This is a genomic window from Cupriavidus sp. HY129 (assembly GCF_059492215.1).
Genome location: NZ_CP083255.1, coordinates 136,190 through 154,120 on the forward strand (window position 1 = coordinate 136,190; position 17,931 = coordinate 154,120).

At 65.0% G+C, this 17,931-nt stretch carries 12 protein-coding genes; 5 read left to right on the top strand and 7 right to left on the bottom strand.

The features are described 5' to 3' along the window. Positions 1-34: 34 nt before the first annotated feature. Positions 35-3,172 (bottom strand): efflux RND transporter permease subunit, encoded by a 3,138-nt coding sequence (locus tag K6G35_RS17070; RefSeq protein WP_035881044.1) that lies wholly within the window; start codon positions 3,170-3,172, stop codon positions 35-37. Positions 3,173-3,223: 51 nt separating this feature from the next. Continuing rightward, positions 3,224-4,438: an efflux RND transporter periplasmic adaptor subunit gene (locus K6G35_RS17075; RefSeq protein ID WP_495676782.1), complete on the bottom strand. Its 1,215-nt coding sequence runs from the start codon at positions 4,436-4,438 to the stop codon at positions 3,224-3,226. Positions 4,439-4,607: 169 nt separating this feature from the next. Here K6G35_RS17075 and K6G35_RS17080 point away from each other — a divergent pair, with 169 nt between their 5' ends. Beyond that, positions 4,608-6,164, top strand: coding sequence for an efflux transporter outer membrane subunit (locus K6G35_RS17080; RefSeq protein WP_008651858.1), 1,557 nt, complete (start codon positions 4,608-4,610; stop codon positions 6,162-6,164). On the opposite strand, the gene K6G35_RS17085 is transcribed toward K6G35_RS17080, so the two are convergent. Then, a complete protein-coding gene (locus K6G35_RS17085; protein ID WP_495676783.1) occupies positions 6,154-7,785 on the bottom strand; it encodes a sensor histidine kinase in 1,632 nt (543 codons plus the stop codon). The genes K6G35_RS17080 and K6G35_RS17085 overlap by 11 nt on opposite strands. 73 nt (positions 7,786-7,858) lie before the next feature. Between K6G35_RS17085 and K6G35_RS17090 the strand changes: the two genes are divergently transcribed. Next, positions 7,859-8,479, top strand: a complete 621-nt coding sequence (locus K6G35_RS17090) for a response regulator transcription factor (protein ID WP_495676784.1) — start codon at positions 7,859-7,861, stop codon at positions 8,477-8,479. Between the two features lie 7 nt (positions 8,480-8,486). On the opposite strand, the gene K6G35_RS17095 is transcribed toward K6G35_RS17090, so the two are convergent. Then, positions 8,487-8,798, bottom strand: coding sequence for a hypothetical protein (locus tag K6G35_RS17095; RefSeq protein WP_008651852.1), 312 nt, complete (start codon positions 8,796-8,798; stop codon positions 8,487-8,489). A 304-nt stretch (positions 8,799-9,102) separates the two neighbouring features. Here K6G35_RS17095 and K6G35_RS17100 point away from each other — a divergent pair, with 304 nt between their 5' ends. From K6G35_RS17100 to K6G35_RS17110, 3 genes are read left to right on the top strand one after another with little or no spacing between them, the layout of a single operon-like run. Next, positions 9,103-9,867: a COG4705 family protein gene (locus K6G35_RS17100; protein WP_035881038.1), complete on the top strand. Its 765-nt coding sequence runs from the start codon at positions 9,103-9,105 to the stop codon at positions 9,865-9,867. Positions 9,868-9,915: 48 nt separating this feature from the next. Further along, positions 9,916-10,581: a response regulator transcription factor gene (locus tag K6G35_RS17105; RefSeq protein ID WP_008651850.1), complete on the top strand. Its 666-nt coding sequence runs from the start codon at positions 9,916-9,918 to the stop codon at positions 10,579-10,581. After that, the gene (locus K6G35_RS17110) at positions 10,557-11,999 is read left to right on the top strand and encodes an ATP-binding protein (RefSeq protein ID WP_495676785.1); all 1,443 of its coding nucleotides are present in this window, start codon (positions 10,557-10,559) and stop codon (positions 11,997-11,999) included. The genes K6G35_RS17105 and K6G35_RS17110 overlap by 25 nt, the downstream gene beginning before the upstream one ends. Here K6G35_RS17110 and K6G35_RS17115 read toward each other — a convergent pair. Genes K6G35_RS17115 through zneB form a run of 3 tightly spaced genes read right to left on the bottom strand, consistent with a single transcriptional unit; the run spans position 11,984 to position 17,800 of the window. Continuing rightward, positions 11,984-13,531, bottom strand: a complete 1,548-nt coding sequence (locus K6G35_RS17115) for an efflux transporter outer membrane subunit (protein WP_186426821.1) — start codon at positions 13,529-13,531, stop codon at positions 11,984-11,986. The two genes, K6G35_RS17110 and K6G35_RS17115, sit on opposite strands and share 16 nt — an antisense overlap. Continuing rightward, positions 13,531-16,650 (bottom strand): efflux RND transporter permease subunit, encoded by a 3,120-nt coding sequence (locus tag K6G35_RS17120; protein ID WP_008651845.1) that lies wholly within the window; start codon positions 16,648-16,650, stop codon positions 13,531-13,533. Before K6G35_RS17120 ends, K6G35_RS17115 begins: the two co-directional genes overlap by 1 nt. Beyond that, on the bottom strand, positions 16,643-17,800 hold the full coding sequence (zneB, locus tag K6G35_RS17125) for a zinc efflux RND transporter periplasmic adaptor subunit ZneB (protein WP_286882367.1): 1,158 nt from the start codon (positions 17,798-17,800) through the stop codon (positions 16,643-16,645). The genes K6G35_RS17120 and zneB overlap by 8 nt, the downstream gene beginning before the upstream one ends. Positions 17,801-17,931 lie beyond the last annotated feature (131 nt).

The window sequence follows — 17,931 nt, forward strand, 5'->3', positions numbered from 1 at the left end:
AGCTACCGGCACGAAGCCGGTCTGACGTCTACGGTCAGGTCTCCTTCTTGCCGATGAACACCATGCGTAGCGCCGGCACGATCACCAGCAGCATGATCGGTCCGATCAACATGCCGCCCACCACCACGGTGGCCAGCGGACGCTGCACCTGGCTGCCGATTCCGGTGGAGATGGCCGCCGGCAGCAAGCCGATACAGGCCGAAAGCGCCGTCATCAGCATCGGACGCATCCGCTGCTGGGCCGCCTGCGACATCGCCGCCTCGGACTTCAGCCCCTGTTCACGCAACTGGTTGTAGTAGGTGATCATCAGGATGCCGTCCATGACCGATACCCCGAACAGCGAGACAAAGCCGATGGCCGCCGAGATACTGAAATCCAGACCGGTCACGAACAGCGCGATCACACCCCCGGCGATGGCGAACGGAATGCCCGCGAGCGTCATGACGCTGTCCCGCAGCGAATTGAACAGACCGTACAGCAGCACCATGATCATCACGATGCTGATCGGCACGATCAGCGCCAGTCGCTTCTTTGCCAGCTCCAGTTGCTCGAACTCGCCCGCCCACTGGATGCGGTAGCCCTCGGGCAGCTTGATCTTGCTGGCGATACGCGCCTGCGCTTCCGCCACCGTGCTACCCAGGTCGCGGTCACGCACGCTGAACTTGATCGGGATGTATCGCTGGTTGCGCTCGTGATAGATGTACGACGCCCCGGTATCCAGCGATATGTCCGCCAGCGCGCTCAACGGAATATAGGCATTCGCGCCATCCGCTGTCTGGTACGCCACCTTGATGTTGCGGATCGCGTCGATACTGCCGCGATACTCGGGCGCCATACGCACCGTCAGCGAGAACTGCCGGTCGCCTTCGAGCACGGTCGTCGCCTGCGTGCCACCGAGCGCGGCCTCCACCACCGAGTTGACATCGCCGGTGTTGAGCCCGTAACGCGCCGCCGCCTCGCGGTTGATCTTGATGTTCAGGTTGGGCTGACCCAGCACGCGGAACACGCCAAGGTCCGACACGCCCCGGATCTCCTTCATCTCGTGCAGCACCTGATCGGCCAGCTTCTCCAGCGTGGGCAGGTCGCGGCCGACGATCTTCACCGAGTTCGCGCCCTTCACGCCGGAAAGGCCTTCCTGGACGTTGTCCTGGATGTACTGCGAGAAATTCAGCGAGATCCCTGTGAACTCGTTGGCAAATTCCTTCTGCACCTCCGCGACCAGCTTGTCCTTGGTCATGCCCGCCGGCCATTGATCCATCGGCTTGAGCGGCACGAAGAACTCCGCGTTGAAGAAGCCCGCCGCATCGCTGCCATCGTCCGGACGGCCATGCTGGGACACCACCGTCGCCACTTCAGGATGCGACAGCAGGATCTTGCGCATTCGCGCCACTGACGGCACGCCGGCCTCCAGCGAAACGGTTGGTGGCATGGTGGCGCGGATCCAGAGGTTGCCCTCTTCCAGCGCCGGCAGGAACTCGGTGCCCAGCAGCGGCATCAACGCCCCCGTCACCGCCAGCACGCCGGCGCCAATCGCCACCGACAGCTTCTTGTTGCCGAGCGACCATTTGAGCGCAGGCTCATAGATACGATGCAGCCAGCGCACCAGGATGGTTTCCTTCTCCTCGATGTGCTTGGGCAGCAGATAGGTGCACAGCACCGGCGTCACCGTGAACGTGGCGATCAGCGCGCCCAGCAGTGCATAGCCATAGGTACGCGCCATCGGCCCGAAGATCTGCCCTTCCACACCCTGCATCGTGAACAGCGGGACGAACGCCGCCACCGTGATGGCCGCCGAGAAGAACACCGCCTTGTCCACCTGCAGCGCGCTCACGAAGATCATACGGATGCGGTCCGTGATACCTGCGCCCCTGCCGATCGCCCGCGCGTCCCGACTCATCAGCAGCCGCTGCTGATCCGCCAGCGGCATCTGGAAGTTCCGGAATATGTTCTCCACCAGAATCACCGAGGAGTCCACGATGATCCCGAAGTCGACCGCCCCCACCGACAAGAGGTTCGCGGACTCTCCCAGCATCACCAGGATCATGATGCTGAAGAAGAGCGCGAACGGTATGTTGACGCTGACGATCACCGCGCTGCGCAGATCGCCCAGGAATACCCACTGGATGAAGAACACCAGCAGACAGCCGAACAGCAGGCTGTGCAGCACCGTGTGCGTGGTGACGGAGACCAGCGTCGAGCGGTCGTAGTACGGCTCCATCTTCACGCCGGCAGGCAGCGTGCCGTCGCTGTTGATCTTGTCGATCTCGGCCTTGACGCGCGCCACCACCTCATTGGTCTGCAGCGTCCGGTTCATCACGACGATGGCGGTGACCACGTCGTCCTGGTTGTCGCGCCCGGAGCGTCCCAGGCGTGGCGTGAAGCCGATCTTGACCTTGGCGACGTCCTTGACCTGCACGGGCACGCCATTGTGCTGTGTCAGCACCACCTGCTCGATGTCCTTGGTGTCCTCGATCAGGCCCACGCCACGTATGTTGACCGACTGCTGCCCAAGGTTGATGGTCCGGCCGCCAACGTTGATGTTGGCGTTACCCAGCGCGGAGATCATCTGCTGCAGCGTGATGTTGTACGCGTCGAGCTTGTGCAGGTCGGCCTCGACGTCGTACTCCTTGGTCGTGCCACCCCAGCTCACCACCTGCGCCACGCCCGGCACCGTCTTCAGGCGCCGTTCGAGCACCCAGTCCTGCAGCGTGCGCAGGTTCGTCAGCCCGAAGTGCGCCGGTCCCCTGAGCTGGTAGCGGTAGATTTCACCGACCAGACTCGACGCCTGGATCTGCGGCTGCACGTTGTTCGGCAGGTTGACGTTCTGCTGCAGGTTGAGCGCGGCTTGCGTATAGGCGAAGTAGTAGTCGACGCCGTACTTGAACGTCACCCGCACGAACGACAGGCCGTAGAACGAGGTCGAGCGGATGCTCTCCACGCCCGGCGTGGCGGCCAGCCCCACTTCCATGGGCACCGTGTAGTAGCGCTCCATCTCCTCGGCGGACAGGCCCGGGGCCTGCGCGGTGATCTCGAGAATCACCGGCGCGGGGTTCGGATAGGCTTCGATGTTCAGCTTCGAGTAGGCGAACAAGCCGGCCCCGGCAAATACCAGGAGGAAAAGCAGAATGAGCGGCCGTCGCGTCAGCGACAACCGGAGTACGTTCCTGAGCACGGAGGCCTCGTCTTCGAATTCTTCGGAATGACTGGGAAGCGGTGGATACGCTTACTGGGCGGCCAGTGCCGCGGCGTTGCTCAGGAACAATGCCCCTTCGCTCGCCACAAGCTCGCCCGGCGCGAGGCCGCTGAGAATCTGCACCAGACCGTCCTGGGTCTGTCCGACCGTGACCACGCGGCGCTCAAAGCGGCGCTGATCCTTGGTCGTCCATACGGTCATCGTGCCGTCGCCTTCGCGCACCAGACCATCGGCGGCGACCGCCGCGGAACGATCGGGCTCACCGGTGCGGATCGAGAAGGACGTGATCATCCCCGGCCGCAGTTCGTGCTTCGGGTCCTTGACCTCGGAACGGACCATCAGGCGGTGCGTGGCGGCGTCGATGGACGCGCCCGTTGTCGTGATGGTTCCGGCGAACTCCCGTCCCGGAAAGGCCATCGCATGGACCTTGACCGCCTGCCCCACCTTCAGCAGCGGGCTGTCTGCTTCGGTCACGAATGCCTGCATCCAGACCGTGGAGATATCGGAAACCGTGATCGGTGCCGGGCTGTTGCCGGGCTGGACCAGCAGGCCCGGCTGCGCATTGCGCGCCGTCACGCGGCCCGCGATCGGGCTGACCACGGTCAGGACCGGGTCGGTGCGACGTTGTTCGATGATGCGATCCATTTCGGACGCGCTCTTGCCGAAGATGGCCACGGCGTCGCGCGCTGCCTTGTAGGCGGCTTCCGCGGCCTGCTGATCGGAGATGGCCTGGTCGAGATCCTTCTGCGCGATACCCTGAATCTCAAAGAGCTGATGCGCGCGCTCCAGCGCCTTGGCATTGAGCTTGCGCGCGCCGGCCGCGGAGATCAGCGTCGATTCGGCCTGGACCAGATCCGGGCTCTCGATATCGAACAACGGCGCTCCCTTGGCCACGTCTTCGCCAACCTTCACGAACACGTTGCGAACCTTGCCCTGGTAGGCCGTGAACACCTGGACCGAGCGGTCCTGATTGAAGTCGATATTGCCGACGGCTTCGCGCTGGTTTGCGAACGCATAGTCTTGCACCGACACGACCTTGACTGTACCCATCTGGGTCTGGGTCAACGTGACGGACGAGCCGCGCGGCGCCACCTTAGGCTCCGACGGACCTCCCTGACCGAAGCCTTTTTCCGGGCCGTAGAGCGGGCTGGGCTGCGTCCACGCGTTGAATGCGAACATCAACCCCACCAGGACCACAGCGGTGGCGCCCCCGCCCAGGATGGCGGACTTGGCATCGAAACGCATGGACTAACCCTCTGGATTCTGAAAACTTGGGCAAATGATGAGAGTTCGCCGCGTCACGGTCTACTGTGATTAATGACAGTGGCCTCCCCGGCGCATCGCTCATAGAATCCGCCCAGCGCTACCAATAGCTCTACCAACAGCACCAGCCATCGCTTTGAGGTCACGGCCCATGCTGCCAGATCACCGCAGCCCTTCCATTCGCTCCAGAATCCCATTCGCCGGCACGGCTTGCGCCCTGGCCGTTTGCGGCGTTCTGACGGCCTGCGCCGTCGGCCCCAATTTCCAGACGCCGAAGGCGCCCGACGCCACCGCGTACACGCCCAAGCCGCTGCCCACCGAGACAGCATCCGCACCGGTGCAAGGCGGCGAAGCCCAGCGCTTTGTCGAAGGCATGCAGATCCCCGAACAGTGGTGGAGCATGTTGCACTCGGAGAAGCTCGACCGCTTTATCGCGGCAGCGATGAAGGCCAATCCGACAGTGACGGCCGCGCAAGCCGCGTTGCGGCAGGCTCAGGCGCAAGTGCGCGCGCAGCAGGGCTTCTTCTTCCCGACCGTCTCGGGTTCCTATTCGCCATCGCGGCAGCGCAATGCGGTAGGAACGATCTCGCCGACGCTGACGTCTGGCGATCCGCTCTACAACCTGCACACGGCGGAACTGTCGATCAGCTATGCGCCCGATGTCTTCGGCCTGAACCGCCGGCGGGTGGAGTCGCTGCAGGCGCTCGAGGATGCGCAGCGCTTCGAGGTGGAGGCTACCTACCTGACACTGGCATCGAACATCAGCCTGGCCGCTATCGAGGAAGCCTCGTTGCGCGCTCAGATCGACGCGCAGCAACGTATCGTCGCCATCGAGACCAAGCTGTACAACCTGCTGCAGAAGCAATTCACGCTCGGGTTCGTCAGCGGTCTCGAAGTGGCCGCGGCCCGGGCCCAGCTTGCGCAGGCCGAACAGGCACTGCCAGGGCTGCGCAAGCAACTGGCCCTGCAGCGCGACCTGCTGGCTGCCCTGGCCGGCAAGCTGCCGGCCGATCCGCTCGACGCCGAGTTCACGTTCGACGATTTCAAGTTGCCGGCGGAACTGCCGGTGTCGTTGCCATCTGAACTGGTGCGACAGCGCCCGGACGTGCGCGCGGCCGAAGCGCAGTTGCATTCGGCCACGGCCGAAGTCGGCGTGGCCATCGCCAACATGCTGCCGCAACTCACCATCACTGGCTCGTACGGCGGCACGGCCACCGTGTTCAACCAGATGTTCAGCGCCGGCAACGTCTTCTGGAGCCTGGCCGGCAACGTCGCGCAAACGTTCTTCGCCGGCGGCACGATGCTGGCGCTCAAGCACGGCGCCGATGCCGCGCTCGTGCAGGCCGAGGCCCAGTACCGCAGCACCGTCATCAACGCGTTCCAGAACGTGGCCGATACGCTGCACGCGATCGACGCCGATGCGGAAACGCTGCGTGCGGCCATCACCTCTGAGCAGGCCGCGCGCACGACGCTGGAGATCACCGAGAAGCAACTGTCGAGCGGCTACGTCAATGTGCTGGCAGTGCTCAACGCCGAACAGACGATGCGCACGGCCACACAGGCTACGGCACAGGCGCAGGCTGCGCGCTTCACGGATACCGTGGCGCTCTACCAGTCACTGGGTGGCGGCTGGTGGAACCGCCAGGCCGAAGGCACGCAGGTGGGTGACGCGGGCAAGCCGGCCCGCGCCGAAGTCGCTACGCGCTGAGCGGCGCTGGCGCTGGCGCTGGCGCTTCTGGCAGCCTGAGCAAGAAGCGCGAGCCCGTGCCTTCCGCGCTCCGCACCGACACCGTGCCGCCGTGCAGTTCGGCGGCCAGCCGGACGATATAGAGTCCCACGCCCGCGCCGGCGGTGCCGGTCACGTTGGCGCCGCGCACGTATCGCTCGAACACGTGGCCGAGATCCTTCTCCGGAATGCCGATGCCCTGGTCCGCGACGCAAATCAGGATCGCGCCCGATTCCATTGATACATCCACGCTGACCGGCGTCTTCGGCGGCGAATACTTGACGGCGTTCCCGATCAGGTTGCTCACGGCCTGGAACAGCAAGCGCGCATCGCCATGGAAAATCTCGGGTACGTCTTCGCGCCACTGCTCCACGATCTGCGCATCCGGTGAACTTTCGCGATGCATCTCGCAGACCTCGTGCACCAGCAGGCGTAGCGAGAACTCCGTGCGTTGAAACGCCCCCGGCGTTGCCAGGTCGAGCACCTGCGAAGCCCCGAGCATATCCTCGATCAACGCGGTCATCCGCCGCACCGCCGCGCGGATCTTGCTCGAGCGATCCAGCACCGGCTCGAGCGACAGCGGCGGCTTCATATGGCTCAGGCGCTGCGCGTAGCCGTCGATCACGGTCAGCGGGGTGCGGAATTCGTGCGACACCATCGACACGAAGTTGCGCTGCAATTCCGCCATGCGCCGCTCGTTGGCCAGCGTGATTTCCAGCGTGCGGGCCTGCTCGGCCAGCGTGGCGCGGCTTTGCGCCAGCGCCACCGTGTTGTCGCGGAACCGGACCACGGCGCGAGCGATCTCTCCCACTTCGTCGGGACGCTCGGTCGATGGGATGTCAATCGCGGTTTCGTTGTCGGAGATCCGGTGCATCCGGTCGACCAGTACCGCGATTGGATTGGTCACAGCCGTGACGAAGTAAAGCACGCCGGCAATCATCAGCAACGCCGCCACGATGATCGCGTTCACGATCAGGTCCCTGGCATGCCGGTAGGCTACGGCCTCCGCCTGGGTCGCCTCGTTCGCGCCGGTGACGTTGCGCTCGGTCAGCGTGGCCAGCGTGGCATTGGCCACACTGAAGGCGCGTCGGGACTCCTGATAGTAAAGCGCGATGGCATCGGTCTTGTCATCGCGCTGGGAGAGCACCAGCACCCGGTTGGCCAATTCGCGATAGGCCCGCCACTGCTCGCTGAACTGCTGGTAGAGGTCCAGCTCGATGGGGTCATGCTCGATCGTTTCATAGCGCCGCTTGGCATCCGCAATCTCTTCGTCGAGTACCGCGAGCGAACCTTCCGCGCGCCCCCGATCCTTGCCGCGACGCGCGGTCAGCAGTTCGCCCTCGGTGGCGCGAAAGTCCGAAATGCTGTTATTGAGATCGCCCGCGATGCGGTTGCTCAGCAGCCAGCGGCCACTGATCTCGGCCGCGACGTTGTGAAAGGCGCTGAGCCTGTTGATGCTGAACGCGCCCAGCCCGATCACAAGCAGCAGGAACAAGACGAATACCAGCGGCAGACGCACACGCAATCGATGAAGCTGTGCCAGCGGAGCCGCGGAAAGCCTGCCCACCGCTACCTTTCCCTCTGCGCTAGACAAGTGGCGCATACATTACCCTGAAGTTGCAAGATGCCGTTCGATTGACGGGTTGCGGCCCGCTCCCCTACAGTAGTGCCCCTACATGGTCACATCTGCAGACAATACTCCCCGCCAGATTCTATGCATCGAAGACGATGCAGAGACGGCAACGCTCATCGCGGAAGAACTGACCGAGCGAGGCTTTGTCGTGACCGTCGCCCATGACGGCCAGGAGGGCTTTGCCGCCATTCTGCGCATGCCACCCGATCTTGTCGTGTGCGATGTGGGCATGCCTGTCATGGACGGCTTCGAGGTGCTCGCCAAACTGCGCGCGCTGGCCCCGCGCTTTGCCGGAGTCCCGTTCGTTTTCCTTACTGCGCTGGCCCAGCGCGATGCCGAACTCAAGGGACGCCGCCTGGGTGCGGACGACTACGTCACCAAACCCGTGGATTTTGACATCCTTGAGAGCATTATCGAAGCGCGGCTGTCGCGCGCTGTCAAACCGCAACAACGCACCCCGCAGAACGTCACGCTGAGCGAGCGCGAGATCGAGGCGCTTTCATGGTCCGCGCGCGGCAAGACGTCGGGCGAGATCGCGACGATCCTGGGGCTGTCGAAGCGGACGGTCGATTTCCATATCGACCGCGCGAGGGAAAAACTGGGCGTGGCCACGCGAGTCGAAGCCGTGGTGCGCGCGGCCACCGAGGGGTTCATCAAACCGTAGGCACCGATCAGTCGTCGTCGTGCCAGCGGTGCCATTCACGACGGCGGTACTCGTGCTCGCGCCATTCGTGCTCGCGCCACTCCCGGCCGCGCCAGCCATCGTAGTAGCCCGGCGCCACCACGACCGGCCGCGGTGCCACGTAGACCGGAGGCGGCGGCGCGACATACACCGGAGCCGGTTGGTAATAGACCGGCGCCGCCGGTGCCACGACGACACCGGGGATGCCGATGCCAATTCCTACGTCCACGCGAGCCAGCGCGCTGCCCGATGCCAGTGCCGCCACGCCGGCCACGATGCCGGCAATCATGATTCGTTTCATATGCAGTACCTCCTGCGTGCAAGTCTATGAGCGCCCGGGTTCGTCTTGTCTTTGCGAACTGTTAGCGCGGTTATGACGTGTAACGGAGATATCCATCGAACGTTGACGAATCAGACACATTCTTGGCCGGAAGCTTTGTAAGGGATTGTTGCCGCGCCGCGCACTATGGCTACGCTAAGTTTTGTACGAAAGAATGGCCTCTCGCTTTCGCGGCGTCGCTCCTTAATGAAGACTTAATGCAGCCGCTGTACAACCTCCGCGCACGCGCCGCGGCTTAATCCAGCCTTAAGACAACGAACATGCGATGAACACTTCCACCACACATCACGCACTCAGCAAGGTGCCCGAGATCACGCTGGGCTTCTGGCTCATCAAGATCGCCGCCACCACGCTTGGGGAAACCGGCGGCGATACCTTGTCGATGTCGCTGAATCTCGGCTACCTCGTCAGCACCGCGATATTCGCGGTGGTCTTCCTTGCCGCCGTGTCCGCGCAGATCCGCGCGCGCGCTTTCCGGCCCGCGCTGTACTGGGTGACCATCGTCGCCACGACCACTGTCGGCACCACGCTCGCGGACTTCGCGGACCGCTCGCTCGGCATCGGCTATGCCGGAGGCAGCGCACTGCTGCTGGCGCTGCTCCTGCTGTCGCTGGCCACGTGGTATCGCTCGATGGGAACGGTGTCGGTGGACACGGTCAACTCGCCGAAGGCCGAGCTGTTCTACTGGGTGACGATCATGTTCTCGCAGACACTCGGCACGGCGCTGGGCGACTGGACCGCCGACACCATCGGCCTGGGCTATCTGGGCGGAATGCTCGTCTTCGTCGCACTGCTCGCAGCAATTGCCGCGGCCTACTACTGGACCAGCATCTCGCGCACCCTGCTGTTCTGGGCCGCCTTTATCCTGACCCGTCCGCTCGGTGCCGTGGTCGGCGACTTTCTTGACAAGCCGCTGCAATCGGGTGGGCTGGCGCTGAGCCGCTTCTCGGCGTCGGCCGCGCTGGTCTCGTTCATGGTGATCTGCATCCTGCTGCTGCCCCAGCGGGCGGCGGCCCGCGCAAGCCATTGAGCGGCGCTATGATGCGTGATGTCGGACACCGTTGGCATGGAGAACGCGATGCGGGTGCTGCTGGTCGAGGATGACCGCATGATCGGACAGGTGGTGCAGGACGCCCTGAAGGACGCCTCCTGCGCCGCCGACTGGGTCGAGGATGGACAGGCCGCGCTGGATGCACTGGATCGCCAGCACTATGATGTGGTCTTGCTGGATCTGGGCCTGCCGCGCAAGAGCGGCCATGCGGTGCTGACGTCGCTGCGCGCGCGTGGCAGCGCCGTGCCGGTGCTGATCCTCACGGCGCGGGACGCACTCGAAGACCGCATCGGCGGGCTCGATGCAGGCGCCGACGACTATCTGGTCAAGCCATTCGAGATGGATGAGCTGCTCGCGCGAATGCGGGCTGTGTGGCGCCGGAGAAGTGGCCTGGCGTCATCGGTACTTGGCAACGGCCGCGTCTCGCTGGACCTGTCGACCCGGCAGGCCACCCTGGCGGGCGGCGCGCCCCAACAACTCACGAATCGCGAGTTCGCGCTGCTGCAGGCGTTGCTGGCACGCCCGGGCGCGATCCTGTCGCGTGCCGAGCTTGAAGAGCGCATCTATGGCTGGGGCGATGAAGTGGAAAGCAATGCGGTCGAGTTCCTGATCCATGGCCTGCGCAGGAAGCTCGGCAGCACCATCATCAGAAACGTCAGGGGGGTGGGATGGCAGGTGCCGAAGGAAGGCTGAAATACGCCGGGCCAAAGCATTCGGTCCAGCAACGGCTATCCCTCTGGGTATCGCTGGCGATCCTCGCGGTGGCACTCATCGGCGGCATCTTCTCGTTCGCCTCGGCGTTCCGCGAAGCCAACATCATGCAGGATGACCTGCTGCGGCAGGTGTCGATGCTGTTCGACGCGCAGCATCTGCCCGCGCCCCATCTGGCGGACGCTGGCAGACTGCCGCACAGCGACGAGGAAGCCCGAGTGATCGTGCAGACCCTGTCACCGGGCGGTGACGGCAGCAGGCAGATGCTGGCGTTGCCCGCCAGCGCACCCGATGGTCTCGGCACCTTCGAGGTCGACCACGAGTCCTACCGCGTGCTGATCCGGACGCTGCCGACCGGCCAGCGCATTGCCGTCGCCCAGGAAACCGGCATGCGCGACGAAATCGCGCGCAACAGCGCGCAGGTCACGGTGTTGCCGTTTCTGGTGCTCGTGCCGGTGCTGCTGCTGATCGTGGCCTATCTGGTCCACCAGATGTTCCGCCCCATCTCCACCCTTTCCACGGACATCGACCGGCGCGGCGAGCACGAACTGTATCCATTGCCGGAAGACGAGCTTCCCGCCGAAGTCCGTCCTTTCGTAGTGGCAATCAACCGGCTGCTGGCCCGTATCGCGCAGGCCATGGAGATGCAGCGCCGCTTCGTCGCCGACGCAGCGCACGAACTGCGCTCGCCGATGACCGCGCTATCGCTGCAGGCCGAACGGCTCGAACGCACCGAGATGCCCGAGGCCGCGCGCACCCGGCTGGCCACCCTGCGGCGCGGCATCGAACGCAGCCGCGCCCTGCTGGAACAGTTGCTGAGTCTCGCACGTGCCCAATCGGCAACCGCCGCGCCAGCGCCAGCGGAGAGCATCTCCGTGCGGCACGCCTTCCGGCGCGTGCTGGAAGACCTGATGCCCCTGGCCGATTCGCGTCACATCGACATCGGCGCGGTTGGCGACACCGATGCGCAGGTGCCAATTCAGGAGGTGGAGCTGATCACGCTGCTCAAGAACCTCGTGGACAACGCCATCCGCTATACGCCCGAACACGGTCGTGTCGACCTGTCGGTGGAGACGTCCCCCAATGCGGTGGCAATGATCGTGACCGATTCCGGACCCGGCATCAGCACGGAGGAACGAAGCAGGATCTTCGATCCGTTTTACCGGATTCCGGGCAACGACGCGCCCGGCTCCGGCCTTGGCCTCTCCATCGTCCGGGTCATTGCCGAGCGGGTGGGCGCCACGGTCGAGATCGACTACGCCGACGCGGCCGCGCACCACGGCACGCGCGTGACGGTGCGCGTGCCCTGTGGTGACAACTATGTCGGCAACTACGGCGGCAACGAGAGCGGCGTCCGTCGGCAGCACGCGACTGCCGCCACGGATCAGCCGTTACCCTGAGCCTTGGCGGCGGCCTCCGGCGCTGCGGCCGGCTTGCTGTCCGACTGGTTCTCCGGCGGGTTCTCCAACGTCTTGCCCGGCTCATCCTCCCAACTGCCGCCCAGCGCCTGCATCAGGCCCACGGTATCGGAGTACCGGCTCGCGCGCGCCTGTACCAGCGTGATCGCCGACTGCCGGTACGTCTGCTCGGCCAGCATCACGGCCGGGTAGCCGATCTGTCCGGCCTTCCACTGTGCCTGGGCGATGTTGAAGCTCCGGTACGCGGCACGCTCGGCATCCGACGCCGTGCGCAGTCCCCGCGCATCGGCCTCGATTGCATGCAGCGCGTCTGCCACCCCCTGATAGGCGGTCAGCACCGTGCTGCGGTACTGCGCGGATGCCTGCTTGTAGGCCGCCTCGGCCGCGCGCTGCTGGTGCAGCAGCATCCCGCCCTTGAAGATCGGCTGCATCAGGCCCGCGGAGATTCCCCAGAAGCCGGTGCCGGCCGTGAAGAGATCGCCAATCGCCTGCGACGAGCTACCGAGCGCGGCAGTCAGCGTGATATTGGGCAGGCGGGCCGCCGTGGCCACGCCTATCTGGGCGCTAGCCGCGTGCATCTGCGCTTCCGCCGCGCGAATGTCGGGACGCTGGCCAACCAGCCTCGACGGCAGGCTCAGTGGCAATGTTCCGGGCAGCGTCAGCGATTCGAACTCGAACTGCTGCGGCACGGCATCGCTCGGCAACCGGCCCGTCAATGCCGCCAGCAGGTTGCGCTGCTGGGCGAGTTGCCGGTCCAGCGGCGGCAATGCCGCTTCCGCCTGCGCCAGCGTGGCTTCCTGTGCTGCGACTTCGGCGGCGCCGACCTGTCCCAGGCGCTGCTGCTTGCGCACGGCCTCGAGCTGGCGCGTGGATAGCGCGATGACGTCTTGCGTCGCGCGGATCTGGGCGCGCAGCGAGGCTTCCTGGATCGCCGCATTGACAACGTTCGACGTCAGCGTCAGGTACGCGGCCTGCCACTGGAACCGGGCAACGTCGGCCTGCGCCACGCCTGACTCCACCTGCCGGCGCGTGCCGCCGAAGACGTCGGGCACGTACGAGACACTCAACTGCGCCGTGTGCAGCGTGAACAGATCGCTGTTGTCGGACAGCGGGCTCGCGATGATCTGGGCGATCTTCTGGCGCGACGGCGTGTACGACGCGTCGACGCTCGGGAAGAACGCGCCACGCTGCGCCGCCACGTTCTCCTGGGCCACGCGCAGCGCGGCCTCCATCGCCTGCAGGTCCGGGTTGGCGCGCAATGCGGCATCCACCAGCGCGTTGAGTTCGCTGGAGCCGAACATCGTCCACCACTGCGCCGGCACATCCTGCCCCGGCGCGAAGCGCTGCGCCTGCCCATCCGGCGTGGATGCCGATGCGGTCTCCGCGGGCAATGTCGTCGCCGTGTAGCGATCGGTCTCGGGCGCGGCCGGGCGCTGGAAGTCCGGGCCCACCGCGCAACCCGCGGTGGCCAGCGCCAGCAGCGCCGCCACGCTGATCGAAGTGATTTTAGCCATTACAAGTCCCCTTCACTGGTGGGGCCGAACTGGACCGGAGGCTCCTCGCGCACCTGCTTCGCCGCGCGTGTCTCGATCAGGTAATACAACGCGGGCAACAGCACCAGCGTCAGCGCGGTTGCCGTGATCAGCCCGCCCACCACCACCGTGGCCAGCGGACGCTGCACGTCGCTGCCCAGCCCGTGCGCAAGCGCCGCCGGAATCAGGCCCAGCGCTGCCACGGTCGCGGTCATCAGCACCGGCCGCATCCGCTCGCCCGCGCCACGCACCACCGCTTCCTTCAGGCTCACGCCAGCGGTATCGCGCCACCGGTTCAGGTTGGCGATCATGATGATCGCGTTCAATACCGCCACGCCGAACAGCGCGATGAAGCCAACCGCCGACGACACGTTCAGCGTCATCCCGCGCAGATGCAGCGCCACCAATCCGCCCAGCGTTGCCAGCGGCACCGCCATCAGGATCAGCGCGGGCTGCCGCAGGTTTTTGAACTCGCCGAACAGCAGCACGAACATCAGCGCCAGCACCATCGGCAGGATCACCGCCAGACGTGCCTGGGCGCGCTGCTGGTTCTCGAACTGACCGCCCCATGCCACCTGGATATGGGTACGGTCGTACGGCACTTCCTTGTCGATGCGCGTCCGCGCCTCTTCAAGGAACGACGACAGATCACGGCCGCGCAGATTCAGGCGCACCGTCAGGTGCCGCTTGTTCATCTCGCGCGTGATCGTGGTCTCGCCTTCTGCCAGACGAATATGCGCCACCTGGGCCAGGGCCACATGCGCGCCATTGGCGGCCGTGAGCGTCAGGTTGCCGATTGCCTCGGGGTCGTTGCGCGAGCTGCCAATGAAGCGCGCCACCACGTTGTAGCTGCGGTCCTCGACGAACACCTGCGTGACGGGGCTGCCACCGATGCCAGTCTGGATCAGCGCCATCACGTCGGCCACATTGATGCCCAGCCGCGCGGCAGCGGCACGATCGACGTCGATACGCACCTGCGGCAACGGCGGCTCCTGGTCGATGATCACGTCCTGCGCGCCCGGCACCGTCTTCAGCAGCCGCGTGATCGCCGTGGCCACCTGCCGTGTCTCGGCGAAGTCGTTGCCGTACACCTTGACCACCAGGTCGCTGTGCGCGCCCGCCAGCTTGTCGAGCACACCGTCGATCATCGGCTGGGAGAAGCCCACCTGAGTACCCGGCAGATCGCGGAAGCGCGTGGCCATGGCCTCGATCAGTTGCTGCTTGTCGCGGCCGGTGGTCCAGGTGCTATAGGGGTGCAGCGTCACCGCGGTCTCGATATGTGACGGCGAGAACGGATCGGTACCTTCGTCGTTGCGGCCCACCTGCGTCACCACGTGCTCCACCTCCGGGAACTCCATCGTCGCGGCACGCAGGTTGTCGGCCATCTGGCCAGCCTTTTCGAGCGAGATGCCCGGCGGGAGCGTCACCTGCAGCCATATCGAGCCTTCGTCCAGATACGGCAGGAAGTCCCGCCCGATCGTCGCGCCCAGGATCATCACGCCGACCAGCGTAGCCACCGCGATGCCGATTGCCGTGCGCGTGCTGCCCACCAGCCGGTTCAGCACCGATTCATAGCGCGGCGCAAGCCAGACCAGCGCCGGGTTGTGAAACACCTTGCGCGGCTTGCGATAGGCCCAGTACGCCAGCCCCGGAATCAGCAGCAGCGCCACCAGCAACGCCCCGAACAGCGCGAAACCCACGGCGAAGGCCATTGGCGAGAACAGCTTGTACTCGATGCGCTGGAACGCGAACAACGGCAGGTAGGCCGTGATGATCACGATCATGCCGAAGAAGATCGGGCGCGCCACCTGCAGCACCGACTGCATGATGTCCCGGCCATGCAGTTCTTTCTCCGCGTCCTCCTCGCGCCGGCGCAGGATGTTCTCCATCACCACGATGGCGCCGTCCACGATGATGCCGAAGTCGATCGCGCCGAGCGAAAGCAGGTTCGCCGGGATCTTGAAATGATGCATCAGGATGAACGCCATTAGCAGCGACAGCGGGATCGTGACGGCCACGATGATCGCCGCGCGCGGGCTGCCCAGGAACAGCAGCAACACCAGCGACACCAGGAACATGCCTTCCATCAGCGTCTTGCCCACGGTATGCACCGTGGCATCGACGAGATTGCTCCGGTCGATATACGGCACCACCTTGACGTCCTTGGGCAGGATGTTGTCGTTCAGGTCACGCACGGCGGCATGAACGCCCTCCATCACGACCGACGGGTTCTCGTTCTTGAGCAGCAGCGTGATGCCCTGGATCGTGTCCGGGTTGTGGTCCATGCCCAGGATGCCGTGGCGCTGCGGGTTGCCGAGCACCACGCGGCCAAGATCCTTCACCAGCACCGGCACGCCATTCTTCTGGGTGACGACGATGTTGCCCAGATCGTCCAGATTACGGATCAGGCCCACGCCGCGCACCACGAGCCCCTGCTCGCCACGATTCAGGATGCTGCCGCCGGCGTTGGCATTGTTCTCGGAGATCGCCTGCGTGATCTGGTTCAGCGAGATGTTGTACTTCGACAGCATCACCGGATCGAACTCGAGCATGAACTGCGTGGTCAGGCCGCCGAAGTTGGCCACGTCCACCACGCCCGCCACCTGCTTCAGGCGCGGAATCACCTTCCAGAACTGGAGTTCCGACAACTCGCGCAGATCACGTGTCTTCGACACCAGCGTGTAGCGGTAGATTTCACCGATCGGCGACGTCAGCGGGTCAAGCGACGGCTGCGCACCGTACGGCAGCGAAACGCCGTTGATGCGCTCCTGCAGGCGCTGGCGCGACCAGTAGTCCTCCGCGCCGTCCTTGAACACCACGGTGATCAGGGACAGGCCGAACGTGCTCTTGGAGCGCATCACGTGCATGCCGGGCACGCCCATGATCTCGCGCTCGAGCGGGATCGTGATCTGCTGCTCGACTTCCTCTGCGGCCAGTCCGTTGACCTGCGTGACCACCTGCGAGGTGGTGTCGGCAATGTCCGGATACGCTTCCAGGGGCAGTTGCTTCCACGCGTACCAGCCGTACAGCGCGACCATCGCGAACACCAGCGCGACGATGCCGCGCCGGTTGAAGCACAGGGTTACAAGGCGCTCAATCATTCAGCAGCACCCCTTCCTTCACCACCACGCGGTCTCCCGCGGACAGGCCTGACTTCACTTCCATACGGTCGCCAATCTGCGCGCCGAGCTTGATCACACGGGGTTCGAACTGCCACGGCGCCACTTCGACGAACGCGCGGGTGTAGAAGCCGCTCTGCACGATGGCCGACATCGGCACGACGATGCCTTCATGCGGCTGAGACAGGAAGGTAGCCTGCGCGAACATGCCGGGACGGAGCCGTCCGTCAGGGTTGTCGAACACCATGCGCACCTTGGTCGTGCGGGTGTCCGCATCAAGGATCTGGCCGACATAGCGCACCTTGCCCGGTTGCGGATCGTCATAGGCGTCGAACTTGACGGTGGCCGACTGGCCGACGTACACGTGACCCAGATCCTTTTCCTGCGCGTTGGCCGTGACAAACACGTGCGAGAGATCGGCAACGGTCATCAGGGAGGCCGTGGTGTCGTTCCAGTACGCGCCGGTCGCGGCATTGAGATCGACCACGCGCCCGTTGATCGGTGATCGCACGGTCAGAATGTGGCCGCCGCCCGCCTGCAACGTGCCGCCACCCTTGGCGCCAAGCTGCGCCAGACGCGCATCGGCGCGCTGGGATTCGCTGGCAGCCTGGTCATAGTCGCTCTGGGCCTGCTCGAAGTCGCGCTTTGCGGCGATCTCTGACTTGTCCAGTTCCCGCTGACGATCCAGGTTGCGGCGTGCCATCGTCATGGCCGCGCGGGCCTTGGCGGCGTCGCTGGTGGCCTGCGCGAGATCGGCCGAATCGATCGTGAACAGCACGTCGCCAGCCTTGACCTCGTCGCCAAGCTGCTTGTTCAGGCTGACGATGCGGCCAGCCAGCGGCGGCAGCACTTTCACGAGCTTGGCCGGATCGGCTTCCACCATGGCCGGCAGATTGAACGGCGCGGCCACGGTTTCGCGCGTGGCAGGCGCGACGGCCAAGGTACGGCGCAATGGCGACTCGGCCGGGACTACCAGGCGCTCGCCTTCATGACGCAGGGCGACGGGCGGGTCCGCGCGCTTCTGGTCGGCCTTGGCGCGCATCGTCCAGACACCAGCACCGCCGAGACCCAGTATGACCGCCGCGGCAAGCCAGTAGACAACGCGCCCGGGAAAGGCTGGCTTGTTTTTCATCATTCACTCCGATGCTGATGTTTCAAAAGATATGGAATCGCCACATGCGGGAATTTGCCGCCAATGGTACGCACGCAAGCCCTCGCGCACTCTGAATTCTTCTTCAGGCAGGGCCGTATGCATAACATGCG

Coding starts and splice junctions, on each gene's coding strand:
- K6G35_RS17075 (WP_495676782.1), bottom strand. CDS start 4,438: ATGCGTTTCGATGCCAAGTCCGCCATCCTGGGCGGGGGCGCCACCGCT.
- K6G35_RS17110 (WP_495676785.1), top strand. CDS start 10,557: ATGGCAGGTGCCGAAGGAAGGCTGAAATACGCCGGGCCAAAGCATTCG.
- K6G35_RS17085 (WP_495676783.1), bottom strand. CDS start 7,785: ATGCGCCACTTGTCTAGCGCAGAGGGAAAGGTAGCGGTGGGCAGGCTT.
- K6G35_RS17095 (WP_008651852.1), bottom strand. CDS start 8,798: ATGAAACGAATCATGATTGCCGGCATCGTGGCCGGCGTGGCGGCACTG.
- K6G35_RS17100 (WP_035881038.1), top strand. CDS start 9,103: ATGAACACTTCCACCACACATCACGCACTCAGCAAGGTGCCCGAGATC.
- zneB (WP_286882367.1), bottom strand. CDS start 17,800: ATGAAAAACAAGCCAGCCTTTCCCGGGCGCGTTGTCTACTGGCTTGCC.
- K6G35_RS17105 (WP_008651850.1), top strand. CDS start 9,916: ATGCGGGTGCTGCTGGTCGAGGATGACCGCATGATCGGACAGGTGGTG.
- K6G35_RS17115 (WP_186426821.1), bottom strand. CDS start 13,531: ATGGCTAAAATCACTTCGATCAGCGTGGCGGCGCTGCTGGCGCTGGCC.
- K6G35_RS17090 (WP_495676784.1), top strand. CDS start 7,859: ATGGTCACATCTGCAGACAATACTCCCCGCCAGATTCTATGCATCGAA.
- K6G35_RS17080 (WP_008651858.1), top strand. CDS start 4,608: ATGCTGCCAGATCACCGCAGCCCTTCCATTCGCTCCAGAATCCCATTC.
- K6G35_RS17120 (WP_008651845.1), bottom strand. CDS start 16,650: ATGATTGAGCGCCTTGTAACCCTGTGCTTCAACCGGCGCGGCATCGTC.